The sequence below is a fragment of the Coralliovum pocilloporae genome (assembly GCF_030845175.1).
Lineage (GTDB): Bacteria > Pseudomonadota > Alphaproteobacteria > Rhizobiales > Cohaesibacteraceae > Coralliovum > Coralliovum pocilloporae.
In genome coordinates, this window is sequence record NZ_CP132542.1 from 1,078,630 (window position 1) to 1,101,556 (window position 22,927).

At 55.3% G+C, this 22,927-nt stretch carries 23 protein-coding genes; 13 read left to right on the forward strand and 10 right to left on the reverse strand.

Annotated features, from left to right (window positions below; translation table 11 throughout):
* Window positions 1–113: 113 nt before the first annotated feature.
* From RA157_RS05000 to RA157_RS05035, 8 genes are all read left to right on the forward strand, one after another.
* Window positions 114–1,721 carry a glutamate synthase-related protein gene (locus tag RA157_RS05000; RefSeq protein ID WP_350335375.1) on the forward strand — a complete coding sequence of 536 codons (1,608 nt, stop codon included), beginning with the start codon at window positions 114–116 and terminating at the stop codon, window positions 1,719–1,721.
* Between the two features lie 80 nt (window positions 1,722–1,801).
* The gene (locus RA157_RS05005; protein WP_350335376.1) at window positions 1,802–3,178 is read left to right on the forward strand and encodes a DUF3179 domain-containing protein; all 1,377 of its coding nucleotides are present in this window, start codon (window positions 1,802–1,804) and stop codon (window positions 3,176–3,178) included.
* A gap of 123 nt (window positions 3,179–3,301) precedes the next feature.
* A complete protein-coding gene (locus tag RA157_RS05010; protein WP_350335377.1) occupies window positions 3,302–3,586 on the forward strand; it encodes a hypothetical protein in 285 nt (94 codons plus the stop codon).
* Between the two features lie 3 nt (window positions 3,587–3,589).
* The gene (locus RA157_RS05015; RefSeq protein WP_350335378.1) at window positions 3,590–3,751 is read left to right on the forward strand and encodes a hypothetical protein; all 162 of its coding nucleotides are present in this window, start codon (window positions 3,590–3,592) and stop codon (window positions 3,749–3,751) included.
* Window positions 3,748–4,809 carry a Rieske 2Fe-2S domain-containing protein gene (locus RA157_RS05020; RefSeq protein ID WP_350335379.1) on the forward strand — a complete coding sequence of 354 codons (1,062 nt, stop codon included), beginning with the start codon at window positions 3,748–3,750 and terminating at the stop codon, window positions 4,807–4,809. Before RA157_RS05015 ends, RA157_RS05020 begins: the two co-directional genes overlap by 4 nt.
* Entirely contained in the window at window positions 4,806–5,585 is a 780-nt protein-coding gene (locus RA157_RS05025) for a hypothetical protein (RefSeq protein WP_350335380.1), read from the forward strand. The genes RA157_RS05020 and RA157_RS05025 overlap by 4 nt, the downstream gene beginning before the upstream one ends.
* Window positions 5,585–5,824 (forward strand): hypothetical protein, encoded by a 240-nt coding sequence (locus tag RA157_RS05030; protein ID WP_350335381.1) that lies wholly within the window; start codon window positions 5,585–5,587, stop codon window positions 5,822–5,824. The genes RA157_RS05025 and RA157_RS05030 overlap by 1 nt, the downstream gene beginning before the upstream one ends.
* A gap of 49 nt (window positions 5,825–5,873) precedes the next feature.
* On the forward strand, window positions 5,874–7,586 hold the full coding sequence (locus tag RA157_RS05035) for a patatin-like phospholipase family protein (protein WP_350335382.1): 1,713 nt from the start codon (window positions 5,874–5,876) through the stop codon (window positions 7,584–7,586).
* Between the two features lie 30 nt (window positions 7,587–7,616).
* On the opposite strand, the gene hutU is transcribed toward RA157_RS05035, so the two are convergent.
* The 4 genes from hutU to hutI are packed head-to-tail and all read right to left on the reverse strand — an operon-like array spanning window position 7,617 to window position 12,842.
* Complete coding sequence (gene hutU, locus RA157_RS05040) at window positions 7,617–9,290, reverse strand: urocanate hydratase (protein ID WP_350335383.1); 1,674 nt, start codon at window positions 9,288–9,290, stop codon at window positions 7,617–7,619.
* Window positions 9,287–10,102: an N-formylglutamate deformylase gene (gene hutG / locus RA157_RS05045; protein WP_350335384.1), complete on the reverse strand. Its 816-nt coding sequence runs from the start codon at window positions 10,100–10,102 to the stop codon at window positions 9,287–9,289. The genes hutU and hutG overlap by 4 nt, the downstream gene beginning before the upstream one ends.
* Window positions 10,102–11,637, reverse strand: a complete 1,536-nt coding sequence (gene hutH / locus RA157_RS05050) for a histidine ammonia-lyase (RefSeq protein ID WP_350335385.1) — start codon at window positions 11,635–11,637, stop codon at window positions 10,102–10,104. The genes hutG and hutH overlap by 1 nt, the downstream gene beginning before the upstream one ends.
* Entirely contained in the window at window positions 11,634–12,842 is a 1,209-nt protein-coding gene (hutI, locus tag RA157_RS05055) for an imidazolonepropionase (RefSeq protein ID WP_350335386.1), read from the reverse strand. The genes hutH and hutI overlap by 4 nt, the downstream gene beginning before the upstream one ends.
* An 81-nt stretch (window positions 12,843–12,923) precedes the next feature.
* Here hutI and RA157_RS05060 point away from each other — a divergent pair, with 81 nt between their 5' ends.
* A complete protein-coding gene (locus tag RA157_RS05060; RefSeq protein ID WP_350335387.1) occupies window positions 12,924–14,285 on the forward strand; it encodes a formimidoylglutamate deiminase in 1,362 nt (453 codons plus the stop codon).
* A 162-nt stretch (window positions 14,286–14,447) separates the two neighbouring features.
* Window positions 14,448–15,152, forward strand: a complete 705-nt coding sequence (gene hutC / locus RA157_RS05065; RefSeq protein ID WP_350335388.1) for a histidine utilization transcriptional repressor HutC — start codon at window positions 14,448–14,450, stop codon at window positions 15,150–15,152.
* Window positions 15,153–15,268: 116 nt separating this feature from the next.
* Here hutC and RA157_RS05070 read toward each other — a convergent pair whose 3' ends face one another.
* The 6 genes from RA157_RS05070 to RA157_RS05095 are packed head-to-tail and all read right to left on the reverse strand — an operon-like array spanning window position 15,269 to window position 20,464.
* A complete protein-coding gene (locus RA157_RS05070; RefSeq protein WP_350335389.1) occupies window positions 15,269–16,360 on the reverse strand; it encodes an energy transducer TonB in 1,092 nt (363 codons plus the stop codon).
* Entirely contained in the window at window positions 16,357–16,758 is a 402-nt protein-coding gene (locus RA157_RS05075) for an ExbD/TolR family protein (RefSeq protein ID WP_350335390.1), read from the reverse strand. The genes RA157_RS05070 and RA157_RS05075 overlap by 4 nt, the downstream gene beginning before the upstream one ends.
* Window positions 16,759–16,776: 18 nt before the next feature.
* Window positions 16,777–17,172, reverse strand: coding sequence for an ExbD/TolR family protein (locus RA157_RS05080; RefSeq protein ID WP_350335391.1), 396 nt, complete (start codon window positions 17,170–17,172; stop codon window positions 16,777–16,779).
* On the reverse strand, window positions 17,162–17,869 hold the full coding sequence (locus tag RA157_RS05085; protein ID WP_350335392.1) for a MotA/TolQ/ExbB proton channel family protein: 708 nt from the start codon (window positions 17,867–17,869) through the stop codon (window positions 17,162–17,164). Before RA157_RS05085 ends, RA157_RS05080 begins: the two co-directional genes overlap by 11 nt.
* A gap of 17 nt (window positions 17,870–17,886) precedes the next feature.
* Window positions 17,887–18,336 (reverse strand): hypothetical protein, encoded by a 450-nt coding sequence (locus RA157_RS05090; protein WP_350335393.1) that lies wholly within the window; start codon window positions 18,334–18,336, stop codon window positions 17,887–17,889.
* A gap of 58 nt (window positions 18,337–18,394) precedes the next feature.
* The gene (locus RA157_RS05095; protein WP_350335394.1) at window positions 18,395–20,464 is read right to left on the reverse strand and encodes a TonB-dependent hemoglobin/transferrin/lactoferrin family receptor; all 2,070 of its coding nucleotides are present in this window, start codon (window positions 20,462–20,464) and stop codon (window positions 18,395–18,397) included.
* Window positions 20,465–20,693: 229 nt separating this feature from the next.
* Between RA157_RS05095 and RA157_RS05100 the strand changes: the two genes are divergently transcribed.
* From RA157_RS05100 to RA157_RS05110, 3 genes are all read left to right on the forward strand, one after another.
* Window positions 20,694–20,867 carry a hemin uptake protein HemP gene (locus RA157_RS05100; RefSeq protein ID WP_350335395.1) on the forward strand — a complete coding sequence of 58 codons (174 nt, stop codon included), beginning with the start codon at window positions 20,694–20,696 and terminating at the stop codon, window positions 20,865–20,867.
* Between the two features lie 87 nt (window positions 20,868–20,954).
* Complete coding sequence (locus tag RA157_RS05105; protein WP_350335396.1) at window positions 20,955–21,992, forward strand: hemin-degrading factor; 1,038 nt, start codon at window positions 20,955–20,957, stop codon at window positions 21,990–21,992.
* Between the two features lie 12 nt (window positions 21,993–22,004).
* A complete protein-coding gene (locus tag RA157_RS05110; RefSeq protein WP_350335397.1) occupies window positions 22,005–22,925 on the forward strand; it encodes a heme/hemin ABC transporter substrate-binding protein in 921 nt (306 codons plus the stop codon).
* Window positions 22,926–22,927 lie beyond the last annotated feature (2 nt).

The following is a 22,927-nucleotide window of genomic DNA, read 5'->3' on the forward strand; positions in this document are numbered from 1 at the left end:
GGTGATTATCAGAACGGGCTAATCCGCTATAGTTTTGTGATTGGACGGATCATCACGCTCTCTTTCAGAGAACAGGCCCGGCCACTGGCACAGACAGAGCTGCGGGGGTTCCTATGCAGAAGGTTTCAATTGCGCAATTTGACGAGCTGGAGGACCGGCAACCGGCCTACGCCCTGGTTGGCGAAGTGGATCTGGTGGTCGTCCGGTTCGATGATGATGTATCCGTCATGTATGGCCGATGCCTCCATCGGGGCGCTCTTCTGTCAGATGGATATGTTCGCGGCCGCAATCTGATGTGCGGCCTTCACCATTGGGATTATCGGCTTGAGTCAGGCGTCTCCGCCTACAACAATGAAGAAGCGCTCCAGAAATTCGAAAGCTGGATCGAAGAGGGTCAGGTCTGGGTCAATGAGGATGAAATCCGCGCCTGGGGCCGGGAGAACCCGCAACCCTATGCACGGAAAGCATATCTGGGTCTGTATGCTGATCTTCACGGCACTGAAGATGAGCCCTATGTCAAGGAGATCCAGACCTATGCACGATCTGGTCTGTCCAAGACCGGTCATCATGGTGTTGTCGATGCAATGGGCGTCCCGCGCCACAAGCTCCCTGACTGGGATGACATCCAGATCCTGACAGGCCAGCTCAGTACACCACCTCTTCTTGATGACGAAGACGTGAGCACAGAAGTTGTTATCGGACCGGATGCTCAAAAACCCCTGAAACTGGCCATGCCACTCTTTGTGTCTGACATGAGTTTCGGCGCGCTGTCAGAACCGGCCAAGCGGGCTCTTGCCCGAGGAGCAGAACTTGCAGGAACAGGCATCTGTTCCGGCGAAGGAGGCATGCTGCCGGAAGAGCAGGAAGAGAATTCCCGCTATTTCTATGAGCTGGCATCAGGGCGGTTCGGTTTTTCATGGGACAAGCTTGAAAAGGTCCAGGCTTTCCATTTCAAGGGCGGACAAGGTGCCAAGACCGGCACAGGTGGCCACCTGCCCGGTGAGAAGGTGAAAGGCAAGATTGCAGAAGTACGGGGCCTTGCAGAGGGCGAAGCGGCTATCTCGCCTGCCCGTTTTCCGAACTGGACGTCTACGGATCAGATAAAGGCCTTTGCCGATGAAGTCCGTGACCGGACCGGTGGCATTCCCATCGGCTACAAGCTCTCGGCCCAGCACGTAGAAAAAGATATCGATGCAGCCCTCGCCGTGGGTGTCGATTACATCATCCTGGATGGTCGCGGCGGCGGAACAGGTGCCGCTCCAACCATCTTCCGTGACCATATTTCTGTCCCGACCATCCCCGCCCTGGCCCGTGCAAGACGGCATCTCGATGCATCGGGTGCGCGCGCTGTCACACTGGTCATAACCGGCGGATTGCGGACTCCCGCTGATTTCGTCAAGGCCCTGGCCCTGGGCGCTGATGCGGTTGCGCTCTCCACAGCTGCAATGCATGCCATCGGTTGCATCGCCATGCGGGCCTGTCATACGAACAATTGCCCCGTTGGCATCGCCACGCAGAAACCACATCTCGTCTCACGTCTGGTTATTGAAAATTCCGCTCAGCGCCTGACCAATTTCTTTGACGCATCCAACGAGCTGATCAAGGTTATGGCACGCGCATGTGGTCATCGTCATATCAGTCAGTTTACGCCGGACGACCTGACCACCTGGAACCACGATATGGCCAGGCTGTCTGGTATATCCTATGCCGGTGTCTCATGACGTATTCATAACCTGAAATTTAAGTGCAGGTGACCGCCCTCCATATCACTCTAGCAACAGATCAAGTTGGAGAGACCCGGATGATCACCAGACGCGCATTCGCGACACTTGCTGCCACAACGGCTCTGCTGCCGGAGGTATCCCTCGCGCAATCCATCCCCGAAGCCAGTGGTCTTTACCGGGCTCAGTGGGATCTGATTTTCGGAACCGATCAGGCATTCAACAAGGCTCTGGAGCAGATCCACGAGCGCGGCAACCCGGATATGGCCGCCAGCATCATTCAGGCGCTGCGGTTTTCCAATGGCTCCACAGAAGCCATGGTGGAGACCCTGGAAGCGATTACGGGAACAAAGAGCGGCAAGACCTGGTTTGACTGGATGCTCTGGCAGGAGACCCATCCCGAGGTCATACCACATCCCACATACACCCGGTTCAAACGCGAAATCTTCCTGCGGATCGACCCGAATTTCAGCGATTTTCTCAAGCCTGACTATCTCGCACGCGATCGCATGAAAATCCGCCTTGAGGAAATCACCTGGGGCGGTGTCTACAAGGATGGCATACCCTCTCTCGACAACCCGACCCTGATCCCTGCCACCGATGCCGACTACATGCTCGATACCGATCTGGTCTTCGGCGTGTCGATCAATGGTGACACACGTGCCTACCCGCTTCGGATCATGGGCTGGCATGAAATGTTCAACGAGGTGATCGGTGGTGTTCCTGTTGCGCTCGCCTATTGCACATTATGCGGCTCGGGGATCCTGTTCGAGACGGACGTAAAAGGCAGGCAGAAGCCCTTTGTGTTTGGATCATCGGGTTTTCTTTATCGATCAAACAAGCTGATGTTCGACCGGGAAACCCATTCTCTGTGGAACCAGTTCACAGGAAAGCCGGTTGTCGGACCACTCGTCGACCGCAATATTGAGCTCAAGCAGAGGCCGGTGGTCATCACCAGCTGGGCCGAGTGGCGCAGGAACAATCCTGATACCCGTATTCTTTCACTTAAAACCGGGCACAGGCGCGACTACGGGTCCGGCGTTGTCTATCAGGACTATTTCGCCTCAAATGACCTGATGTTCCCGACCCGGGTCGATCAAACCCGTCATCGCCAGAAGGATTATGTTTTCGGCATCCGCACTCAGGGCGCAGCCAAAGCCTGGCCACTGAAGGTTTTTGCAGGCGGCAAGGTCATCAATGACCGGATCAACGCGACGCCGCTTGTTCTCATCGGAGATGAAGCCACCCGCACGGTCCGCGCCTATGAAAGCCAAGGCCTTGTATTCAAAATCAAGGGCGATGGCCTCATCTCCGGCGATGGCCGTGCCTGGACAATATCAGAAGACAACCTCAAGGCCTCTGACGGTCAAAACCTGCCGCGCGTGGCAGGACATATCGCATACTGGTTTGCCTGGAACGGCTATCTTGGTGCGGAATCAGAGCTCTATGAAAGCTGATCAGAACATCACGGCTGTCGCCGGAGACAGGAAAACTGCACCTATATGAAATTGTGACAGGATTCGCATAAGATAGCAGAATGAATCGCCGAAACCATAAAGGTTCGAAACCGGGAGGATTATGTGACACTTGCTGAGACAATCATATCCGGTGTCGAAATATACGGGATAATCGGCCTTGTTATCGCCGGCTTATTTCTCTTTGTCGGGTTGGACAGGGTGGACCCGGCAGCCAAGGATGCCTACGCCTTCAGACCACTCCTCGTACCAGGCATCGTTGTGCTCTGGCCACTCGTGCTCTGGCGCTGGGCACAATTGGAGAAAGTCCGGGCAAAAGGATGCGGAAGTGATCATTGCCAGACATCCGAGGCTTCTACATCATCATCTGATCTGAAATCAGGAGGCTGACCCATGCGTCGCAGCCTGCGCTCTGCACACAAAACCATCTGGATTGGTTTCGCTCTCCTGATTCCGGCCATCATCGTAACCGCCCTTCTTGTCCGCCAGACCGGCCCTCTGGAAAAGGCACCGGTTCTGCTGTCTCCACCTGTCGCGGAAGGAGCAGCCTCATGAGTCATACCTACCGCCCGGTTCTCTGGAACAAGAACAAATACTGGTATGATGCGGTCCTTATTGTTGGCGTCACACTCTATCTGCTGGTCTTTCTCAAACTGGCACCGGAGTTTCAGTCCGTCACACGTCCGGTTGATGTTCCAATCCAGCGGATGCGAGCCTTTGGCTCCTGCGCTTTCCTGATGCTGACAGTCATTCTCTGTATCGGCCCGCTGGCGCGGCTCGACAGACGATTTGTGCCATTGCTCTACAACCGCCGTCATTTCGGCGTTCTGACCTGCATCGTGGCACTGCTCCATCTGCGCTATGTGCTGGCCTGGTACTATTCCTTCTCGCCCACACAGGATTTCGTAGCACTTCTGACCAGCAATACGAGCTTTGGCCAGTTGCTTGGTTTTCCGTTTGAACTGTTTGGCATCTTTGCCCTGATCATCCTGATCATTCTGGCTGTGACAAGCCATGACTTCTGGCTCAGCTTTCTGACGCCACCAGTCTGGAAAACCCTGCATATGGGAATTTATTTCGCCTATGCGTCCCTGGTGGCTCATGTGGCATTCGGCTATCTGCAGGATGTGGACAACCCGCTCTTTGCACTGGTCTTCATGGGAGGCGCACTCCTCGTTGTCGCCTTGCATGTGGTCGCAGGCCTGAAGGAAAGCGCGACAGATGGCCATCGGGATGGAGAAGCCCATCAGAACTGGGTGCCGGTCTGTGACGTGGATGAAATCGCCAACAAGCGAGGCCGTGTCGTTATCCTCCCCAATGATGAGCGCGCGGCTGTTTTTCGCTATGACGGCAAGCTTTCCGCCCTTTCCAATCTCTGTGCCCATCAGAATGGCCCTCTGGGTGAAGGGCGTATTCTCTATGGCTGTGTGACCTGTCCATGGCATGGCTTTCAGTATCGGCCAGCCGATGGCAGAGCACCGGCCCCGTTCACAGAAAAGCTGCCAACCTACCGTTTGAAACTGGAAGGCAACATGATCTTCATTGATCCAAAAGCCAATCCCGCGGGCACCTATGTGGAACCGGTTCTGATCCCGGAGGAGAATGCATCATGAGCGGCACCCGTTATGACGGCTTTTTCATCGGCTGGAGCAAGAAGCTTCCGAAGGGTCTACAGGTATTTCTGCCCGCTTTCGCCATGCTGCTTATCGGGCTTTTTGCCGGTGTTGCCTATTCTGTCGCTGTCACACAGGATGATCCGGGCGACGGGCGCTTTGCCTTCAATCTCGGTCGCCAGACGGTGGTGGGTGTGCTGGAAGCCGATCCCTATCCGACTATCCGCATTCCTCCGAATGAAACCTATCCGGACGGTCACACCATGATGCTGTCCGGCCCGGGCAAGCGCGGCGTTGCCAAACAGGCGCGCGCCCTTGATGGCCGCGTGGTCCATGCAACCGGCGTCCTGTTGCAACGGGGTGATCTGGATATGCTGCAGGTCAATGGCGGACGCTTGCGGTTGGCAACAGCAGTATCTGAAGACCCGGCACAGATGCCTGAAGATCTGATGACAGCGCAGAACCTTGGACGCTGGCGCCTCACCGGCGAAATCTGCGACGGTAAATGCTATGTGGGGGCCATGCGCCCCGGCTCCGGTCTGGCTCACAAGGCCTGCGCTAATCTTTGCCTTACCGGTGGCATACCGCCGGTTTTTGTCACAACAGGGCCGGTTGAAGGGCAAACCTTCTTTCTTCTTGGAGACAAGGACGGCAAGGCACTGACAGACCGCATTACAGATCTGACCGCCCTCCTGATCAAGGCCGAGGGCGAGATTGAACGGCGGGGAGACCTGCTGGTGTTCAAAATGGATCTTGAGACTGTGAAGGTGCAATAATGACAGGCAAGTTACGCCACGGTGTCGGACTGGGCATTGCAGCGCTCCTGATTGGTCTTATCTATTACGGCTGGGACACGGGTCTGCCGATGTTCGAACGGGAATTGAGGGGTTTACGCCTGTTTGGCAAGAACTATCCTGAACTGGCAACTCTGTTAGCCGTGTTTGGTGCCTACGGGTTGATGAGCTTCGCCCAGTGGCTGTGGGACAAGGTGCCGGGAGGGGACCATCACAGCTGATGGTGAGTAAGACGTGCGCAATGAGTTTTGACCCTGGGAGACACATCTGTTGCCGGTAGAGCCTGAACGGCTGAAGTCAGTGCCGCTGCTGAAAAGCCTCTCTGACCAGGATCTCGCCCATGTGGCGAGCAAGATGACCCGTATTCACCTGGCCGCTTCTGAAACACTGTTCCGGGCTGGTGAAGCCGGAGACGCGATTTATATCCTTGCGGCAGGATCACTTGGCATCTACGCGGAGGATAATCCTCTATCCCGACGCCTCGTCGCTTTGACGAAACCGGGAGAGACCGTCGGCGAGATGGCTCTCATCACCGATGAGCCACGATCAGCAACCGTGATCGGCATACGGGACTCAACCCTGTTCAAACTGACCCGTCAGAACTTCGAGCGCCTTGTCACCCTATACCCCTCCATTCTGATTGGTGTCAGCCGCCTGCTGGCCGAACGCCTGCGCGCAAGCTTTGACCCTCAGGGCCCAAGGATAGAACCCAAGGTCACCGCTCTTCTGCCGGTAACCTCCTCCTGCGCTCCTCTCGATATGGCAAATCGCCTCGCTGATATCCTGCGCGCCTCTGGTTCGAGTGTTTTCATCGCCACATCGGATGATAGAGACCAGCGCACGGGCTGGTTTGCAGAACTGGAAAGCCAGTATGATCATGTCCTGCTCTGCGGCGATATCACATCCAATGACTGGCTGGGCCGATGCGCCCGGCAGGCTGACCGTATTCTGGTCCTGTCCCGATCGGAAGACGTTCTGTTCTCACGCTTCCAGAGTGCTCTTCTGGCTCAGCGGGCAGAACACCAGCTCGTCGATCTTGTGGTTCTGCACGACAGTGAACGCCGACGCCCCACCGGGACATATCGCTGCCACAAGGATCTCTGCTTCAACCGGCATTTCCACATCAGGGAGCATCAGCCCCAGGACTGGCAGCGTCTCGCGAGACTGGTCTCAGGCAAAGCTGTAGGCTTGGTGCTTGGCGGCGGTGGAGCCCGCGCATACGCACATATCGGTGTTTACAAAGCCTGCCTTGAAAAAGGTATTCCCATTGATTTTGTCGGTGGCACATCCATGGGGGCCATTATTGCCGCCTGCATTGCCATGGGTTGGAATCTTGACGACATCATCCGCCGCATCAGGGCGACATTTGTGAAGAGCAATCCGCTGTCAGATTACTCACTTCCCCTGCTCGGACTTGTCAGTGGTGCCAAAGTGGAACGCCTTTTAAAGGAGCACTTCCGAGACATTCAGATAGCCGATATGTGGCTGCCCTTTTATTGCGTGTCATCAAATCTGACCACAGCCTCGGTGCACATTCACATGTCGGGCATGGTGAGAGAGGCCCTGCGCGCTTCCATTTCCCTGCCCGGCATCCTTCCGCCCGTCATCAACGATACAGGCGTCCTTGTGGACGGCGGCGTTATGAACAACCTGCCGGTAGACATCATGCAGCAGCAGAACCCCGGTGCGGTGATAGCGGTTGATGTCGCCCGGGATCTGTCCCTGACCCCGGACGCCCTGCGCCGGGAGCAGGAGAAACCCTTGTGGAGACGTTTTCTGTCCCCTCCTATTTTTAGCATCCTGATGCGTTCAGGTACGCTTGCAAGTGAGGCAGAAAACCAGGTGCAGCTTTCGGCCAGTGACTTGTCTATTACCCCGTCTCTCGGAGACATAGACATCCGCCACTGGCGCCGCTTTGATGATGTTGTTGAAGCAGGTTATCAGAGCGCCATGGCAACTCTTGAGCAGTTCAACGTGAGCTGAGGGTAGCCGCACTTCGCTTCAGGCCTCCTGTCAGTTGCCCAGAATACCAGGCAGACGCAGACCATGTTCGCGGGCGCAATCCTTGGCAGATTCATAACCTGCATCAGCATGACGCCAGACCCCCGATGCGGGATCGTTCCACAGAACACGTTCCAGGCGTTTGGCCGCGTCATCCGTACCATCCGCACAGATCACGACACCAGCATGCTGACTGAACCCCATACCCACGCCGCCACCGTGGTGCAATGACACCCAGGTCGCGCCTGATGCGGTGTTGACCAAAGCGTTCAGAAGTGGCCAGTCAGAGACAGCATCCGAGCCGTCCATCATCGCTTCAGTTTCACGGTTGGGCGAAGCCACGGAACCAGAATCAAGATGGTCACGTCCGATAACCACCGGTGCGCTCAGTTCACCGGTCCTGACCATCTCGTTGAAGGCAAGGCCCAGACGGTGGCGGTCTCCAAGACCAACCCAGCAGATACGGGCTGGCAGACCCTGGAAGGCAATGCGGTCGCGTGCCATATCCAGCCAGTTATGCAGATGCGTGTTATCCGGCAACAGCTCCTTGACCTTCTGATCGGTCTTGTAGATGTCCTCCGGATCACCGGAAAGGGCTGCCCAGCGGAACGGTCCAATCCCGCGACAGAACAGCGGACGAATATAGGCTGGTACAAACCCGGGGAAAGCAAAGGCATCATCCAGGCCTTCCTCCAGCGCCATCTGGCGAATGTTGTTGCCATAGTCGACCGTTGGCACTCCATCATTGTGGAAAGCCACCATGGCCTCAACCTGCACCTTCATTGAAGCGCGGGCAGCCTTTTCGACGTCCTTGGGGGCAGTTTCAGCTTTGGCTCGCCATTCAGCGACAGTCCAGCCCTGCGGCAGATAGCCATTGACCGGATCATGAGCCGACGTCTGATCGGTAACGATGTCCGGTCGAATACCCCGCTTGTGGATCTCCGGGAAGATATCGGCAGCATTTCCAATCAATGCCACCGACTTGGCCTCACCTGCACTGGTCCAGCGATCAATCATCTCAAGCGCTTCATCCAGGCTATGGGTTTTCTCATCCACATAGCGAGTGCGCAGTCGGAAATCGACCGATTTCTCATCGCATTCAACAGCCAGACAGCAGGCGCCAGCCATCACGCCGGCCAGAGGCTGTGCGCCGCCCATACCACCCAGTCCACCGGTCAGGATCCAGCGCCCTTTCAGATCACCACCATAATGTTGACGTCCCGCTTCCATGAATGTCTCATAGGTGCCCTGAACAATGCCCTGTGACCCGATATAGATCCACGACCCGGCCGTCATCTGGCCATACATGGCCAGGCCCTTCTTATCCAGCTTGTTGAAATGATCCCAGTTCGCCCAATGCGGCACGAGATTCGAGTTGGCAATCAGCACCCGTGGTGCATCCTTGTGGGTCGTGACGATTGCCACCGGTTTGCCGGACTGAACAACCAGCGTCTCATCCTCTTCCAGATCCTTCAGACTGTCGACAATCAGGTCAAAGTCCTTCCAGGTCCGGGCAGCGCGACCAATCCCGCCATAGACGACCAGCTCATGCGGGTTCTCGGCCACGTCCGGATGCAGGTTGTTCATCAGCATGCGCAGCGGCGCCTCGGTCAACCAGCTCTTCGCGTTCAGTTCAGGACCGGTCGGCGGAAAGACATCACGGGTGTTTTTGCGAGGATCACTCATTGGTCGCTTCCTTCAGAAGAAATGGAGCCCGAAAGGGCGAGATTATTGAGGTCTTCAAGCATCTGTTTCAGATGCTGCCGAACAGTCATAGCGCGGGCATTATCCCAGCCCCATGGCGGGGCCTCATGCATATAGGCGCGCTGCGCAAGTTCCATCTGAACGGCATGAATGCCAGTATCTGGCCGACCATAATGTCGTGTGGTCCAGCCGCCCTTGAAACGTCCGTTCAGAACCGCCCCCATGCCGGAGGCCCGGGCCACAGCATCAACTGCCGCCTCAATCTCGGGCGCACATGTCTCACCTGAATTGGTACCGGTATTGAAGACCGGCAATTCACCTTCGAAGAGAAACGGGATATGGGAGCGAATCGAATGGCAATCGAACAGGATTGCTACCCCGTGCCTGGCCCGGACGCGTTCCAGTTCGGCCTGCAGGGCATCGTGATAGGGCGCGTGATAGGTGAGGTGTCGTGTTTCCACCTCATCATCAGAAGGCTCCTGCCCGTCAGCCCAGATCGCCTGCCCGTCAAAATCAGTCAGTGGCACCAGTGTCGTTGTATTCTGGCCGGGGTAAAGCGACACGCCTTCAGGATCACGGTTGGCATCAATCACATAGCGATGCACATTGGATTTCACTACTGTGGCACCTGGCAGCAGGTCCTCATAAAGACGGGTTATATGCCAGTCCGTATCGGCCAGTCCGCTCCCGTTCTGATTAAGCCGCCCGGCGATGGCCTCAGGCACATACGTGCCGCCATGTGGCTGTCCCAGGACGATTGGCCCGTCACCGGATATGACATCAAAGACCTGCATCACATCAGCTCCGGCAGGTCCATGTTCAGAGCATCCAGCAAGGTTCCGGACGCAACGAGCTCCTTGGCTGTTTTCAGGTCCGGGGCCATATAACGGTCCTCCTGCAGGCTTGAGACATCCTCGCGCAGGCGTGCAATGGTTCTTTGCAGCAATGGGCTGGTCTGCAACGGTGCCCGGAATTCCACACCACGGGCTGCACACAAAAGCTCCACACCAAGAATGTGGTTCAGATTCTCAATCATGCGGCTCAGACGGCGCGCACCATGAGCAGCCATCGAAACATGATCTTCCTGGTTAGCGGAGGTCGGCGTGCTGTCGGTGACACAGGGATTAGCCAGATGCTTGTTCTCGCTCATCAGTGCTGCCGTGGTGACTTCCGCGATCATCAGGCCTGAATTGAGGCCTGGCTCAGGTGTCAGGAAGGGCGGCAGATCAAAACTCAGCGCCGGGTCTACCATCAGAGCAATGCGACGCTGGCTGATGGCGCCGATTTCAGACAGCGCCAGGGCCATCATATCGGCTGCAAAACCAACAGGCTCCGCATGGAAGTTACCACCGGACACGATCATACCCGTTTCAGTCAGAACGAGCGGGTTGTCGGTGGCAGCATTCGCTTCGACCAGGAGTGTCTGCGCCGCCTGTCGCAAGACATCCATGGCCGCGCCGGTAACCTGTGGCTGGCAGCGGATACAATAGGGATCCTGCACCCGGGTATCATTGTCCCGATGGCTCTCACGGATTTCGGAACCCGACAGGATTGAACGCATTGCATTGGCCGCATCAATCTGGCCATGATGTCCGCGCAACAGATGAATTTCCGGCTGCAGCGGGGCCGTTGACCCCATAATGGCATCCGTGGACATCGCAGAGGTCACTAACGCATTGCGGGCCGCGCGCCACCCGTCAAACAGGCCAGCAAGAGCATAGGCCGTCGAAAACTGCGTACCATTGATAAAGGCAAGGCCTTCTTTGGGTCCCAGCTCTATGGGAGCCAACCCGGCCTTGAGCAAGGCCTCGCTTCCAGGCAGGATTTTCCCGTCGTATTCCGCTTCCCCTTCGCCAATGACAACAGCAGTCATATGTGACAGCGGTGCCAGATCACCGGATGCACCGACAGACCCCTGAGCGGGCACAACAGGCGTCACACCGCGTTCCAGCATATCTTGCAGAAGCTCAATGAGTGCCCATCGCACACCCGAAGCCCCCCGACCGAAACTCAGAAGCTTCAGGGACATCATCAGCCGGACCAGCTGACGCGGCATGGCTTCGCCGACACCACAGCAATGGCTCAAAATCAGATTCCGTTGCAGGGTTGCTGTATCTTCAGCCTCGATCTTGAGGCTTGCCAGCTTCCCAAAACCGGTATTTACGCCATAGACGGGCGCATCTCCGGCGGCTGCGGCGGCGATACGGCTCGCTGCTTCCTCAACAGCCGAACGGCAGCACGGATCCAGACTGATGGGCGCTTCATCCCGATAGACGGTTTCAAGCTGTGACAGAGTAACCTGCCCGGGCTTCAGAGTGAGAACAGTCACACTTGACCTCCGAAGATACGATGATGCAGCGGGTTAAACCCGATACGATAGGAAAGTTCAGCAGGGTGTTCCACATCCCAGATGGCGAGATCAGCTCTCTGGCCTGGCGCAATCACACCCCGGTCATTCAGAGCCAGGGCCAGCGCGGCGTTACGCGTCACACCCGCGAGAGCCTCTTCCGGCGTCATCCGGAACAGGGTACAGGCCATATTCATCGTCAAAAGCAGGGATGTCAGCGGTGATGAGCCAGGATTACAGTCTGTTGCCAGCGCCATCGGGACCTTATATCGACGCAACAGATCGATTGGCGGCTGTTGTGTTTCACGCAAGGTATAGAACGCACCTGGCAGGATCACAGCCGCGGTTCCAGCCCGCGCCATGGCAGTCACGCCATCTTCATCAAGATATTCGATATGATCTGCAGACATTGCCCCGTAGGATGCTGCCATTCTGGCACCGCCCAGATTGGAAAGCTGTTCTGCATGCAGCTTCACAGGCAGACCAAGAGCCGTCGCTACATCAAAGACGCGGGCAATCTGTCGAGGCTGAAAGGCAATTCCCTCACAGAACCCGTCAACGGCATCAACCAGACCTTCTGCATGGGCTGCTTCGAGTGCCGGAATAACCACCTCGTCAATATAGGCGTCATCTTGATCCTTATAGTCCGGCGGGGTTGCATGAGCGCCAAGATACGTCGTGCGCACCGTGATCGGGCGGCATTTGCCAATCTCTCGGGCTGCCCGCAGCATGTTCAGTTCAGTTTCGTGGTTCAGCCCGTAACCTGACTTGATCTCAATGGTGGTCAACCCTTCCGCAATCAACGCATCAACGCGCGGCAAGGCTCCTTCGATTAACTGTTCAAGGCTGGCGGCCCGTGTCGCACGGACCGTTGAATTGATGCCCCCTCCGGCGCGAGCGATTTCCTCATATCCGGCCCCGTTCAGGCGCATTTCAAATTCCTGCGCGCGGTCACCACCAAAGATAACGTGCGTGTGGCAGTCAATCAGCCCCGGCGTCACAAGACGCCCCTCCAGATCAACAGCATCAAGAGACAAATACTCGTCCGGGGCGTCTGCAGCGGCTCCAACCCAGTCAATCTGGTCATCAGCCAGCACAAGGATACCATCATTGATCATTCCATAAGGCGTCTGATCATTGGCCTGTGTGGCGATCCTAGCGTTACGAAGAACGGTTTTCCCTGTCATGAGGATCTGTTCCAACATTGCATTTACAAGGCAATTGATATACTCAATATATTTTATTGTATACACAAAATGAAGATGAAAATGAAGATTCACGCTCGTCACGTTCTTTCCGGGCAGAACTGGTTGAAGGACTGCCGCATCACGTTGGTTGAAGGTCGGATAGCCAACATTGAGGAAGGCATGCCCGTCGCCGCTGCTGATTACTCCGTTGATGTCCTGCTTCCGTCCCTTGGAAACCTGCACAGTCATACGTTCCAGAGAGCAATGGCTGGCATGACGGAATTCCGGGCCGCCGGTAAAGAGAGCTTCTGGACCTGGCGTGAACTGATGTATCGGTTCCTCGATCACCTGACACCGGAGCAGTTTGAAGCAATTGCCGCGATGGTGTTCATGGAGATGCAGGAAGCCGGATATGCCTCGGTCGGTGAGTTTCATTATGTCCACCATCAACCTGGTGGCAGCCCCTATACCAGACTGTCCGAGCTAAGCGAACGTATCTTCGCCGCGGCCAGCCAGACCGGCATTGGCCTGACACACCTGCCTGTTCTCTACACGTATGGCGGGGTGAATCAGGAGCCTCTGGCGGGTGGTCAGCTGCGTTTTGCCAATGATGTGGACCGCTTCCTGTCCCTGACTGAAGCCTGCAGAGACAATCTCTCCAGCCTGCCTGCAGATGCACAGGTCGGAATCGCCCCTCATTCGTTGCGCGCCACATCACCTGCCGATCTGACACATGTGCTGAAAGAAACACCTCAGGGACCGATCCATATTCACATCTCGGAGCAACTCAGGGAAGTGGCAGATGTGGAAGCCAGACTGGGTCAGCGTCCGGTTGCCTGGCTGCTGGACAATGTGGACGTCGACACCCGCTGGTGCCTGATTCACGCAACCCATATGACTGAGGCTGAAACCATCTCAATGGCTAAAAGCGGTGCGGTTGCCGGCCTTTGCCCGATAACCGAAGCCAATCTCGGCGATGGTCCATTCAGCGGCCCCACTTATCTGGAGGGCGGTGGCCGATTCGGGCTGGGATCGGATTCAAACATCCGGATTTCACTGACCGAAGAATTGCGCACCCTGGAATATTCCCAACGTCTGCGTGACCTGAATCGCAATGTGCTTGTTGTGGGAGAAGGGTCTGTCGGAAAAGCTCTCTACACCGGCGCAGCGCTCGGCGGCGCTCAGGCGCTTGGTCGTGACGCGGGTATAGTCGAGATTGGCAAACTCGCGGACTTGGTTGCGATCGATCGAAGCCATCCTGCACTGTGCACTCTTCAGGATGACCAGCTTCTGGATGGCCTCTGTTTTGTCGCCCCCGACACCATTGTCACGGATACCTGGTCTGCAGGCCGTCATGTTGTTCAAGACGGCCGTCACCGCGAACGAGACTCAATCATAGCCCGCTACAGGGCAGCCCTTTCCGATTTGCTGGAGGCAGTATAGATGTCAAAAATGTGCAAGAGAGATAAAAGCCTGAAGCCGATCTGTCCCATTGATCTCAAGGTCGTCCGCTGAAAGCCGCCAGTAAATACACCGCACGTCACGGTCACCTCATTATGACTGTATATCTTTCCATCAAGACTGATCTATCGTCCGGACAGAACCATGCCAAGAGCTGCTGACAACCTGAGCTATCGCGACATCAAGCAGGTCGTCCTGGACCGAATACGAACCGGGATATGGCATCCGGACTCCCTGCTTCCGAGCGAGATGGATCTGGCAGCAGAGTTCTCCAGCACACGGACAACTGTAAACAGAGCTTTGAGAGAGCTTGCTGAAGAAGGATATCTCGAAAGGAAACGCAAGGCGGGCACCCGGGTCCTGAAAGCGCCGATCCGAAAGGCACAGTTTTCAATACCGCTGATCCGTGACGAGATCACATCGACAGGGGCAAGCTATCGCTATTCTTTGGTCGACCGAAACGTACAACCGGCTCCACCATGGCTTGCAGCACGGCTCGGCCTCGAGAAAGACCAGAAAACCCTCTACATTCAATGCATGCACTATGCCGATGGTACCCCGTTTCAACTCGAGACAAGGTGGATCATGAGTAAAGCAGTCCCGGAAATCCTGGATGAACCCTTTGACCAATCGGGGCCGAACGACTGGCTGGTCAACAGAGTACCATTTACAAATCTGGAACTGAGTTTCATGGCATCTAAAGCAGATAACACAATTGCAGAATTTCTCGACGCATCTCAGGGTGATTCAATATTCACAGCAGAGCGCATCACTTGGCTCCAGGACACACCCGTTACTTATGCAAAGCTGTTTTTCGCCCCAGGTTATCGAATGACCACACGCCTTTGAGGGATAGAGGGAGTCTGCCGGAAAACAAGGGCACAGGACGGTCGATGCCCTCACCTCCCCTCGTTTGACCACTTTGGCAGAGCTCCATATCAGCCTCAAGAGCCTACCACCTGCACCTATCTGAGTTTGAAGTCTATCGGCAATGTCAGTGTCACCTGAGCTTGCTTCATACTGTCGGGAAATACCGGGAACTTTCGCGCACGTTTGACCATCGCCATAACGGCCTGGTCCAGGAGTGGCTGACCTGATGATCGTGTCAGGCGTGCTGATGAGACGGTACCGTTTCGAGCAATAACAAGTTTCAGGACGGCTGTACCGCTGATCCTTTTTCGCTTTGCTGCACGCGGGTAACGCTTGGCCCTTCGCAGTTTTGCAACCACCTTTCCGAGATAATTCGACCGGGCGGCTTTACCGGCAGCTTCGGATTGCCTGCCACCAGCACCGCCACGTGTTCTCGCGATACTGGTTTTCTTCTGCTTTCTGCTGGTTTTGCTTTTGGCGGTTTTCTTCTTTGGCTTCTTCTGTTTGGTTTCTGCCACCTGAGTCTTCTTTACCGGAGGGGTTACCCTGGGCCGCGCCGTCGGCGTTGGCACAATCTCAGCTTCGGTTTCTGTCACTTCTGACAAGGGTTCCTGCGGAGAAAGGGAAGCAGCCGGAACTGGCTCAGATGCCTTTACCTCGGCTGGTGTGACTGTTTCAACAATCTCCTGTGGCCTCACCGCTTCTGCTGACCGGTCTGTGGCCTTGCTCTCCTGGATTCGGGTGGCTTCCGTCGGTTTGGCACTATCCGCCTGCTCGGTTTCTCCTGCCGCAGCAACCTGCTCGACAGGTCTGGATGGCTGCGCTTCCGATCTGATCGGGATGATCTGCTGAGCAATCGGCACCGTCACGGCTTTCGTCGTGGCGATGGCGCGGGCTACCTGTACCGGCCTGGTCTCGTTCACGGTTTGCCAAGCCTCAACTGGAGGAAGCGTTGTCCTCGGTTCTCTTGCCGTCACTTCATTGACTGGCGGCTCTTCTGCCTGCACGGTCTCTTCCGGGATCGCTTCGGAAGCTTGTGCATTGAAGGACGACTCACCCACCTCGAAAGTCACGGCTCCAACTGCACGTTCCTCCTCAATGCCTGAATGTTCATACAGAACGGCACCGGCAAGCACAGTATGTGCAGCCAACGAGAAGGCAAAAACTGTGGACCAGCGCGGTTTCATGATGCCGCTCTGCTACCACGAATGGTGATAATCCTGACCTGCTCAACTCCGGCCTCTTTCAGGGCTTTAACCTGCTCGACAAGCAAAGGCACCGGAAGCTCCCGGTCCGGAATAATCTTGACGTCTTTCTGCCCTTCGGCCTGCAAGATGGTGATTACAGCTTCCGAGGTGCTTTCAGCACCGCGCCAGAACAGGCTTCCATCCGCTCTGATGGCAATGGTCAGGGGGTCGCTGGGCGTCATCGGCAATTCTGCCGTATCTGCAGGAGCCAGTGCCTTGTCGATCGGGGTTGCCAGCGTACCGGCGACCAGAAAGAAGATCAGCATCAGAAACACGATATTGATGAGCGAAATCGTGCTCTCAGCAGCTTGTTTCTTTTGTTTACGAGGCAGTTTCATCCGCATACACCAAAGACGTTAGCGTGTGCCTGACGGCGCGATGGATACTGACTTGAGCTTTGACTGTCCCGCAGTTTCCAGAACATTTACGAGCAGTTGGGTGGTCACATCATCGGCCGCACTGATCAAAGCTGTTTCAGCTTTCTTTGCCTCAAGCTCATTGAGTTTGACAATCAGACCGGACAGCTCGGTCGCTTTTCCATTGACCCTGATGGAACGATCAGATGTCAGCCGGATGAGTATTGATGGCTTTGTTATCGAGGCGCTGACGCCTTGGTTCGCAATCCGAAGGTCCAGTTCCGAAAATCGTAAGAATGTCGATGACAGCATGAAGAAGAGCAGCAGCAGGAAAATGACATCAATGAGTGAGGTCAGGCTCAGTGCACTCCTCTTGTGTTGAACGCTAATGCGCATAGGCAGGTCCCGTCGGCTCGACCGGAATTGCCGTATTCATGTTTCCCTCGATGGCGGCTGTTGCATCGGCGGTCTGGATACGCGTGACGAGGCTTTCCATTGCTGCGATTTCACGATCAATGCGGGCATCGAACCAGCCAAGAATTGCCATTGCAGGAATGGCAACAGCCAACCCAACGGCCGTTGTAAGCAAGGCAACCCATATGCCACCTGCCAGTTGGGAGGGGTCAACGGATGCTCCGGCCTGCTGAAGGCTCTGAAAGGCTTCAATCATTCCGAGAACGGTTCCGAAGAGGCCGATCAGCGGGGCTGTCTGGGCAATCATTTCAAGCGCACGGAGATAACCTCGCATGTCTGAAACGAGTTCTCCGCAGATGCGCTCCACATCATCGGAGACAGCCTTGTTGTTTGGCCCATGACGGGAGACTCCCTGCATCGCGTGTCTGACAGAGATAGCTGTGGGATTGATCGCCTGCCCCAGGATTGCACCTGCACCCTTGCGATCGCCGATGAACCAGCGCTGCACTGCTATATGGACATCTCTATGCCGACCGAGCTTCAGAAGGTGGAACTGCCAGATCTTGTAGAGAACCAGAGCTACAGTAACCACTGACAGCGCAATCAGAAGAAGGACGATCGGTCCACCCAGGAACAGAAAGTCGATCAGTTTTTCGAGCATGGGCAAGAGGGCAGTCACGGCAACGCCTCCTCATTTTAAAGACCGAGTTTAATGTCTGCTGAACTGGTGAGTGACAGACGAGCGGCGCAAAGGCGGGGGTTGAGGCCTTCACCTTCGCAGCGGATCACATCGTTGATCAGAATTTCGGAGAGGTCCGCACAGCGCGTCTCCTGAAAGTCGAACTGCCTGATCCGCCGTTTGTCCTTCGTCAGGGACCCGCCATCCAGAACCAGAAAATCCCGTGCAAGACCGGCCTTGTCGAGAAGGACAATCTCTGCTGCGAGGTTCTTGATTTCGACATTGAGTTCATTCTTGAACTGAAGCGTTATCCGGCACACCAACTCCTGTTGTGTTGAAGACAGGAGGGTCAGAGACAGGCGCTCTTTCGTTACCTCTTGTTCAGCTGCCGCGGCACCGGATAAGAAAAACGCCAAAAAACCGAGGGCGATATACCATCGGCTACTCGAAAGTCCGGCTCTGGTCATGTCTTTTCCCCTTAACGGTTTGGGGAGCAGGCTGGATGCCATGCTCCCCGGTTTGCCGTCAGCCTCCTATCAGCTTCGAGACAGAAATCTTGAATGTCCGACCTCGGGAGGGGTCCCCCGCAAGGTGACGCTGATACTGACGGTCAAAGAGGTTTTCGACGGCCAGACGCACATCAAGGCCTTTGAACTGACCTTCATCCGGCTGCCAATCGAGATAAATGTTGTGAACGCCGTAGCCCGGCGTTGGTGCAGTTGAACCGCTTACTTCGTTCTGATCTGCGGCAAACCGGCCTTTCCAGCTTATCGTGGTATCCGCTTCAGGAATGCGCATCCCAAGGGTTACCGTAAGCGTGTCCGCAGGGATCGAATTCAGGGCAAGGCCGGTTGTTTTGTTTTCACCGCGGATCAGCGAGTAACCCAGTTTGGCGAAATACAATTCAGAATCATAACCGGCTTCGGCCTCCACACCATATATTTCAGCCTCGGCCACGTTTTCGAAGTTCGAGAGCGTCGTCGGGCCGGTAATTGGAGTGGCCTGTCCGTTTGCACGCTGGATGAGGTCTTCGATCTGGTTGAAAAAGCCGGTTACCTTGACATCAAAAGCATCCCCTTCTTCAAGGAGGTCACGAAGAGACATTGTGCCACCGATCTCGAAATTATTTGACTTCTCAATGTCGAGATCCGGACTGATGTTGCCAGGATAGAAGGTTCCGCCAACACGCGTTTCCGTATCAAACACTTCGTCCAGGACCGGCATACGTTCAGTATGGGCGATGGAGCCGAAAACCGAGAACGTATCGTTCAGTTCATAGAGGGCCGCAATTTTTGGAGAGAAACCTGTATAGCTCTGATCTGTTCCCCCGGGAACACCACTGCCTGGTTCGATTGTCTGGTAGTCAAACCGGACACCCGGTATAAGCGTCAGACCATTCCAGTTGATCTCTGACTGGGCAAAAATACCGGCCTGCTGCATCTCACCTTCAGGATGGAAGGACAGTGTGCCGGTTGAACCGGATGTAACCGTTTCAGCTGTACGCTCCTGATGCAATCCCGACACACCAAAAGTCAGGAAATGGCTGACGCCACCGCCCATGGACAGATCAAAGGTATTGCGGATGTTCCCCTGAATACTGCGGTATCCATAATCCGCGTCATCACCAAAGAATGCGCCCAGCTGAGTATCACTCTGCTCAACAGTCGTATCGGAATAGGCCACCAGGGCCTCCAGATCGAGCCAGGCATTGCCTCTGCCTTCATGTTCGTAACGCAACAGCGCTGTCTGGTCAGTTACATCGCGGTCGACGGTTCCGAAGAAGGTGCTGGTTGTTGTCTGAGAATAATCCTGATCATCCGCACTTGAGAACCAGTGCTGGTATGACGCCATTATGCTCTGTTCTTGATTGTCGCCAAAATAGTACTTGATCTTGGCAAGGCCAGAAAGCGAGTCGAATTCCGAGCCGCTGACACCATTCCCATCACCATCCTGATAGTTATTGGCACCGCGATAATTCAATGAAGCCAGGACTTCAAAGTCTTCTACTCGAACGGCTCCAATAACGGAGGATTGTATGCCATCACCGTTTGAGCTGTAGCTCAATTTGGGGCGCACTGCCCAGGTCTGGCCCTCTTGCAGAAAATCGGATGCATCCTTTGTGGTCAGGGAAATGATACCACCCAGTGCACCAGAGCCGTAGAGCGTAGATGCTGCTGGTCCGCGAAGGATTTCAATATTCTTGTAGAGTTCCGGCTCGGTAAAGAGCGACCCCACACGGTATTGCTCATGAAACTTGATCGCTCCATCAATCAGCGTGATCAGGCGATATTCATCAGCAGATTGGCCGGACCCGATACCACGAATGTTGAAGCTTTCGCCAAAGACCCGATCACTGCCGACAGTAGAGACACCGGGAACATCTTCAAGGACTTCACCAATTGTGGTGGCCTGTTGACGGTCGATCTCATCCTGCGTAATGACCGTCACCGCCTGCGGCGTATCAATCGCGATCTTTTCCTCACCGGCGGATACAACAATCCGACCCAGGAAACTGTCATAATCTTCTTCTGCGAATGCTGGCGATGATACCAGAGCGGTTGTCATCATCAGGACCAGCTGTAGCTGCTTGTGCATTTCTGCCCCCACCACGTCTCTCTTGTTATTGGAAGGTGGTTGGCTGGCAGTTAGGGCTGGCTGACCGGAATTCTGACCTGTGCAAGGCAACCGGAAAACGGGCGTCAATGGAGTGACTTCAGAACAGGACTTGTTCTAACTAATAAACTCGACTATGAGTGTCAACAAAATATTTATGACTTTAATAGTCATAAAATATTGGAATTATTCCAAACTGGGAATGACTATAATGACCGTAGAGGCATCCGATCGGCCTGTGCTGCCCGAAAAGGGTGATGTCACACAGCCGCACTACACATCTGATGAGATCTTTCATGGCAGAAAGATCGTTCTGATTTCACACGGCGATACGACCTATCGCCTGCAGATAACAAGTCAGCAGAAACTCATTCTGACAAAATAACAATCCAGTCTCAGACGCCAGCCAGCCCCAAGCCAGCCAGCCTTGAGCCCCATTTGCTCATCGAGAGCAGAGTTTTGGAGAGCTATCATGGACCAGCTGGTTCTCGACCGTATCGACAGAGTCATCTCTGAAAACCCCAAATTACGCCCACGGGACCTCGCCCAGAAGGCAGACGTTTCCGAGGCGCATCTTCTTGCGCGCCGCTGCGGCAAAGATGTCATTCGTCTGACGCCTGATCATGCAGCTCTGTTGAGCGGCTTTGAGGCGCTGGGTGAGATCATGGCACTTACACGGAACGAGAGTGTCGTGCACGAGAAGATTGGCCACTATGGCAATATTCGTCAGGCAGGGCGCACGGCCCTGGTGCTGAACGGGGCGATCGATCTTCGTATATTCCTCTTTAACTGGATCCACGTTTTTGCTGTGGAGGATGTGTTAAAAGACTCCATTCGTCACAGCATCCAGATTTTTGATGCGTCCGGGGAAGCGGTTCACAAGATTTATCTGCGCCCGTCTTCTTCTCAGGAAGCCTATCATTCTCTGATCCGGCAGTTGAAGTCGGACGACCAGTCCGTGTCATTGGAAACCGACGAAGTCAGGGATTTCGTTTCTGACACTGTTGATGATGCTGACGTTGACATTGATGCTCTGAGGCAGCGCTGGCAGGGCATGACCGATGTTCACCAGTTCTTCAGCCTCTTGAAATCCTTCAAGGTTTCTCGTCATCAGGCCCACAGTCTCATTGGTGAAGACTTTGCCTGGCGACTGGACAAGGATGCTGCAACCGCAGCTGTTGCCGTCGCATCCGACATGGAGATTCCGATCATGTGTTTTGTCGGAAATCGCGGCTGTGTCCAGATCCATTCGGGGCCTGTCTTCAAGCTCAAGCGTGTCGGACCCTGGTTCAACATTCTTGATCCGGAATTCAATCTCCATCTTCGCGAAGACCATATTCACGAAGTCTGGGCCATCCGGAAGCCCAATAAATACGGACATGTAACCTCAATCGAACTGTTCGATGAAGACAGGAATCTCATCACCCAGTTCTTCGGCGTACGCGATGAGGATGCTGACGAAAACCCGGACTGGCGGTCTCTCATCGATAATCTGCCGAAACATTTTTAAGGAGAACGGATCATGAGGTATGGATTACCATCTCTGATGCTGTCGACCGGATTTGCTGTCGCTTTGTCAGCGGTCGCTGTTTTCGCAGACAATACAGACCCTTCAGCAGTGACCGAGACTGATCGACGGCGTATTGTCTCAATCGGCGGCGCTGTCACAGAAACGATTTACGCGCTCGGCAAGGGCGATCTCGTTATTGCAACTGACACGACGAGCAGTGTTCCAGCGTCTGTTCAGTCCAAGCCGAATGTCGGTTACATGCGGGCCTTGTCCGCAGAAGGCGTGCTCTCCACCAACCCCACCATGATCATTGCGACCGAGGGTTCCGGGCCAAGGGAAACGATGGAGCTGCTTCAATCTGCATCGCTTCCACTTGTTATCATACCCGAAGATTTCACACCGGAGGGTCTAGGGCGACGGATTAAGGCTATCGGTGCAGCCATTGGAGAGAAAGACAAGGCGGCAGATATGTCCCGGGCCGTGCAGGACAGGCTGTCAGACCTGTCTGCAGAGACATCCGCAATCCCCGATGCTGATCGCAAGAAAATCCTGTTCGTTCTCAGCGCCCAAGACGGTCGCATTCTCGCGGCTGGAACGGATACAGAGGCCCATGCGATGATCGAATTTGCTGGCGGCATCAATGTGTTGCCGTCCATCTCCGGGTACAAGCCGGTCTCTCCGGAAGCAATTTCTGACGCAGCACCGGATGTTATCCTCGTCATGACGCGCAGCAATCATCCATATGACATTGATGCACTGCTCAAGTCTCCGTCCCTGAAGAGGACACCAGCCGGGCAGAATAAGCACGTTGTCGCCATGAACGGCTTATACCTCCTGGGCTTTGGGCCACGTACGGCAGATGCAGCGCGGGATCTGGCTCATCAGCTTCATCCGGATCACATCGCAAAACCCAAGCCTGTTCTGACGGATTGATC

Excerpts from the sequence above, each read along its gene's own strand:
- RA157_RS05030 (WP_350335381.1), top strand. The coding sequence starts at position 5,585 with ATGACAGGCAAGTTACGCCACGGTGTCGGACTGGGCATTGCAGCGCTC.
- RA157_RS05100 (WP_350335395.1), top strand. The coding sequence starts at position 20,694 with ATGACCGTAGAGGCATCCGATCGGCCTGTGCTGCCCGAAAAGGGTGAT.
- hutU (WP_350335383.1), bottom strand. The coding sequence starts at position 9,290 with ATGAGTGATCCTCGCAAAAACACCCGTGATGTCTTTCCGCCGACCGGT.
- RA157_RS05005 (WP_350335376.1), top strand. The coding sequence starts at position 1,802 with ATGATCACCAGACGCGCATTCGCGACACTTGCTGCCACAACGGCTCTG.
- RA157_RS05020 (WP_350335379.1), top strand. The coding sequence starts at position 3,748 with ATGAGTCATACCTACCGCCCGGTTCTCTGGAACAAGAACAAATACTGG.
- RA157_RS05090 (WP_350335393.1), bottom strand. The coding sequence starts at position 18,336 with ATGACCAGAGCCGGACTTTCGAGTAGCCGATGGTATATCGCCCTCGGT.
- RA157_RS05070 (WP_350335389.1), bottom strand. The coding sequence starts at position 16,360 with ATGAAACCGCGCTGGTCCACAGTTTTTGCCTTCTCGTTGGCTGCACAT.
- RA157_RS05080 (WP_350335391.1), bottom strand. The coding sequence starts at position 17,172 with ATGCGCATTAGCGTTCAACACAAGAGGAGTGCACTGAGCCTGACCTCA.
- RA157_RS05000 (WP_350335375.1), top strand. The coding sequence starts at position 114 with ATGCAGAAGGTTTCAATTGCGCAATTTGACGAGCTGGAGGACCGGCAA.
- RA157_RS05110 (WP_350335397.1), top strand. The coding sequence starts at position 22,005 with ATGAGGTATGGATTACCATCTCTGATGCTGTCGACCGGATTTGCTGTC.
- hutG (WP_350335384.1), bottom strand. The coding sequence starts at position 10,102 with ATGCAGGTCTTTGATGTCATATCCGGTGACGGGCCAATCGTCCTGGGA.
- RA157_RS05105 (WP_350335396.1), top strand. The coding sequence starts at position 20,955 with ATGGACCAGCTGGTTCTCGACCGTATCGACAGAGTCATCTCTGAAAAC.
- RA157_RS05015 (WP_350335378.1), top strand. The coding sequence starts at position 3,590 with ATGCGTCGCAGCCTGCGCTCTGCACACAAAACCATCTGGATTGGTTTC.
- RA157_RS05025 (WP_350335380.1), top strand. The coding sequence starts at position 4,806 with ATGAGCGGCACCCGTTATGACGGCTTTTTCATCGGCTGGAGCAAGAAG.
- RA157_RS05060 (WP_350335387.1), top strand. The coding sequence starts at position 12,924 with ATGAAGATTCACGCTCGTCACGTTCTTTCCGGGCAGAACTGGTTGAAG.
- RA157_RS05075 (WP_350335390.1), bottom strand. The coding sequence starts at position 16,758 with ATGAAACTGCCTCGTAAACAAAAGAAACAAGCTGCTGAGAGCACGATT.
- hutC (WP_350335388.1), top strand. The coding sequence starts at position 14,448 with ATGCCAAGAGCTGCTGACAACCTGAGCTATCGCGACATCAAGCAGGTC.
- hutI (WP_350335386.1), bottom strand. The coding sequence starts at position 12,842 with ATGACAGGGAAAACCGTTCTTCGTAACGCTAGGATCGCCACACAGGCC.
- RA157_RS05095 (WP_350335394.1), bottom strand. The coding sequence starts at position 20,464 with ATGCACAAGCAGCTACAGCTGGTCCTGATGATGACAACCGCTCTGGTA.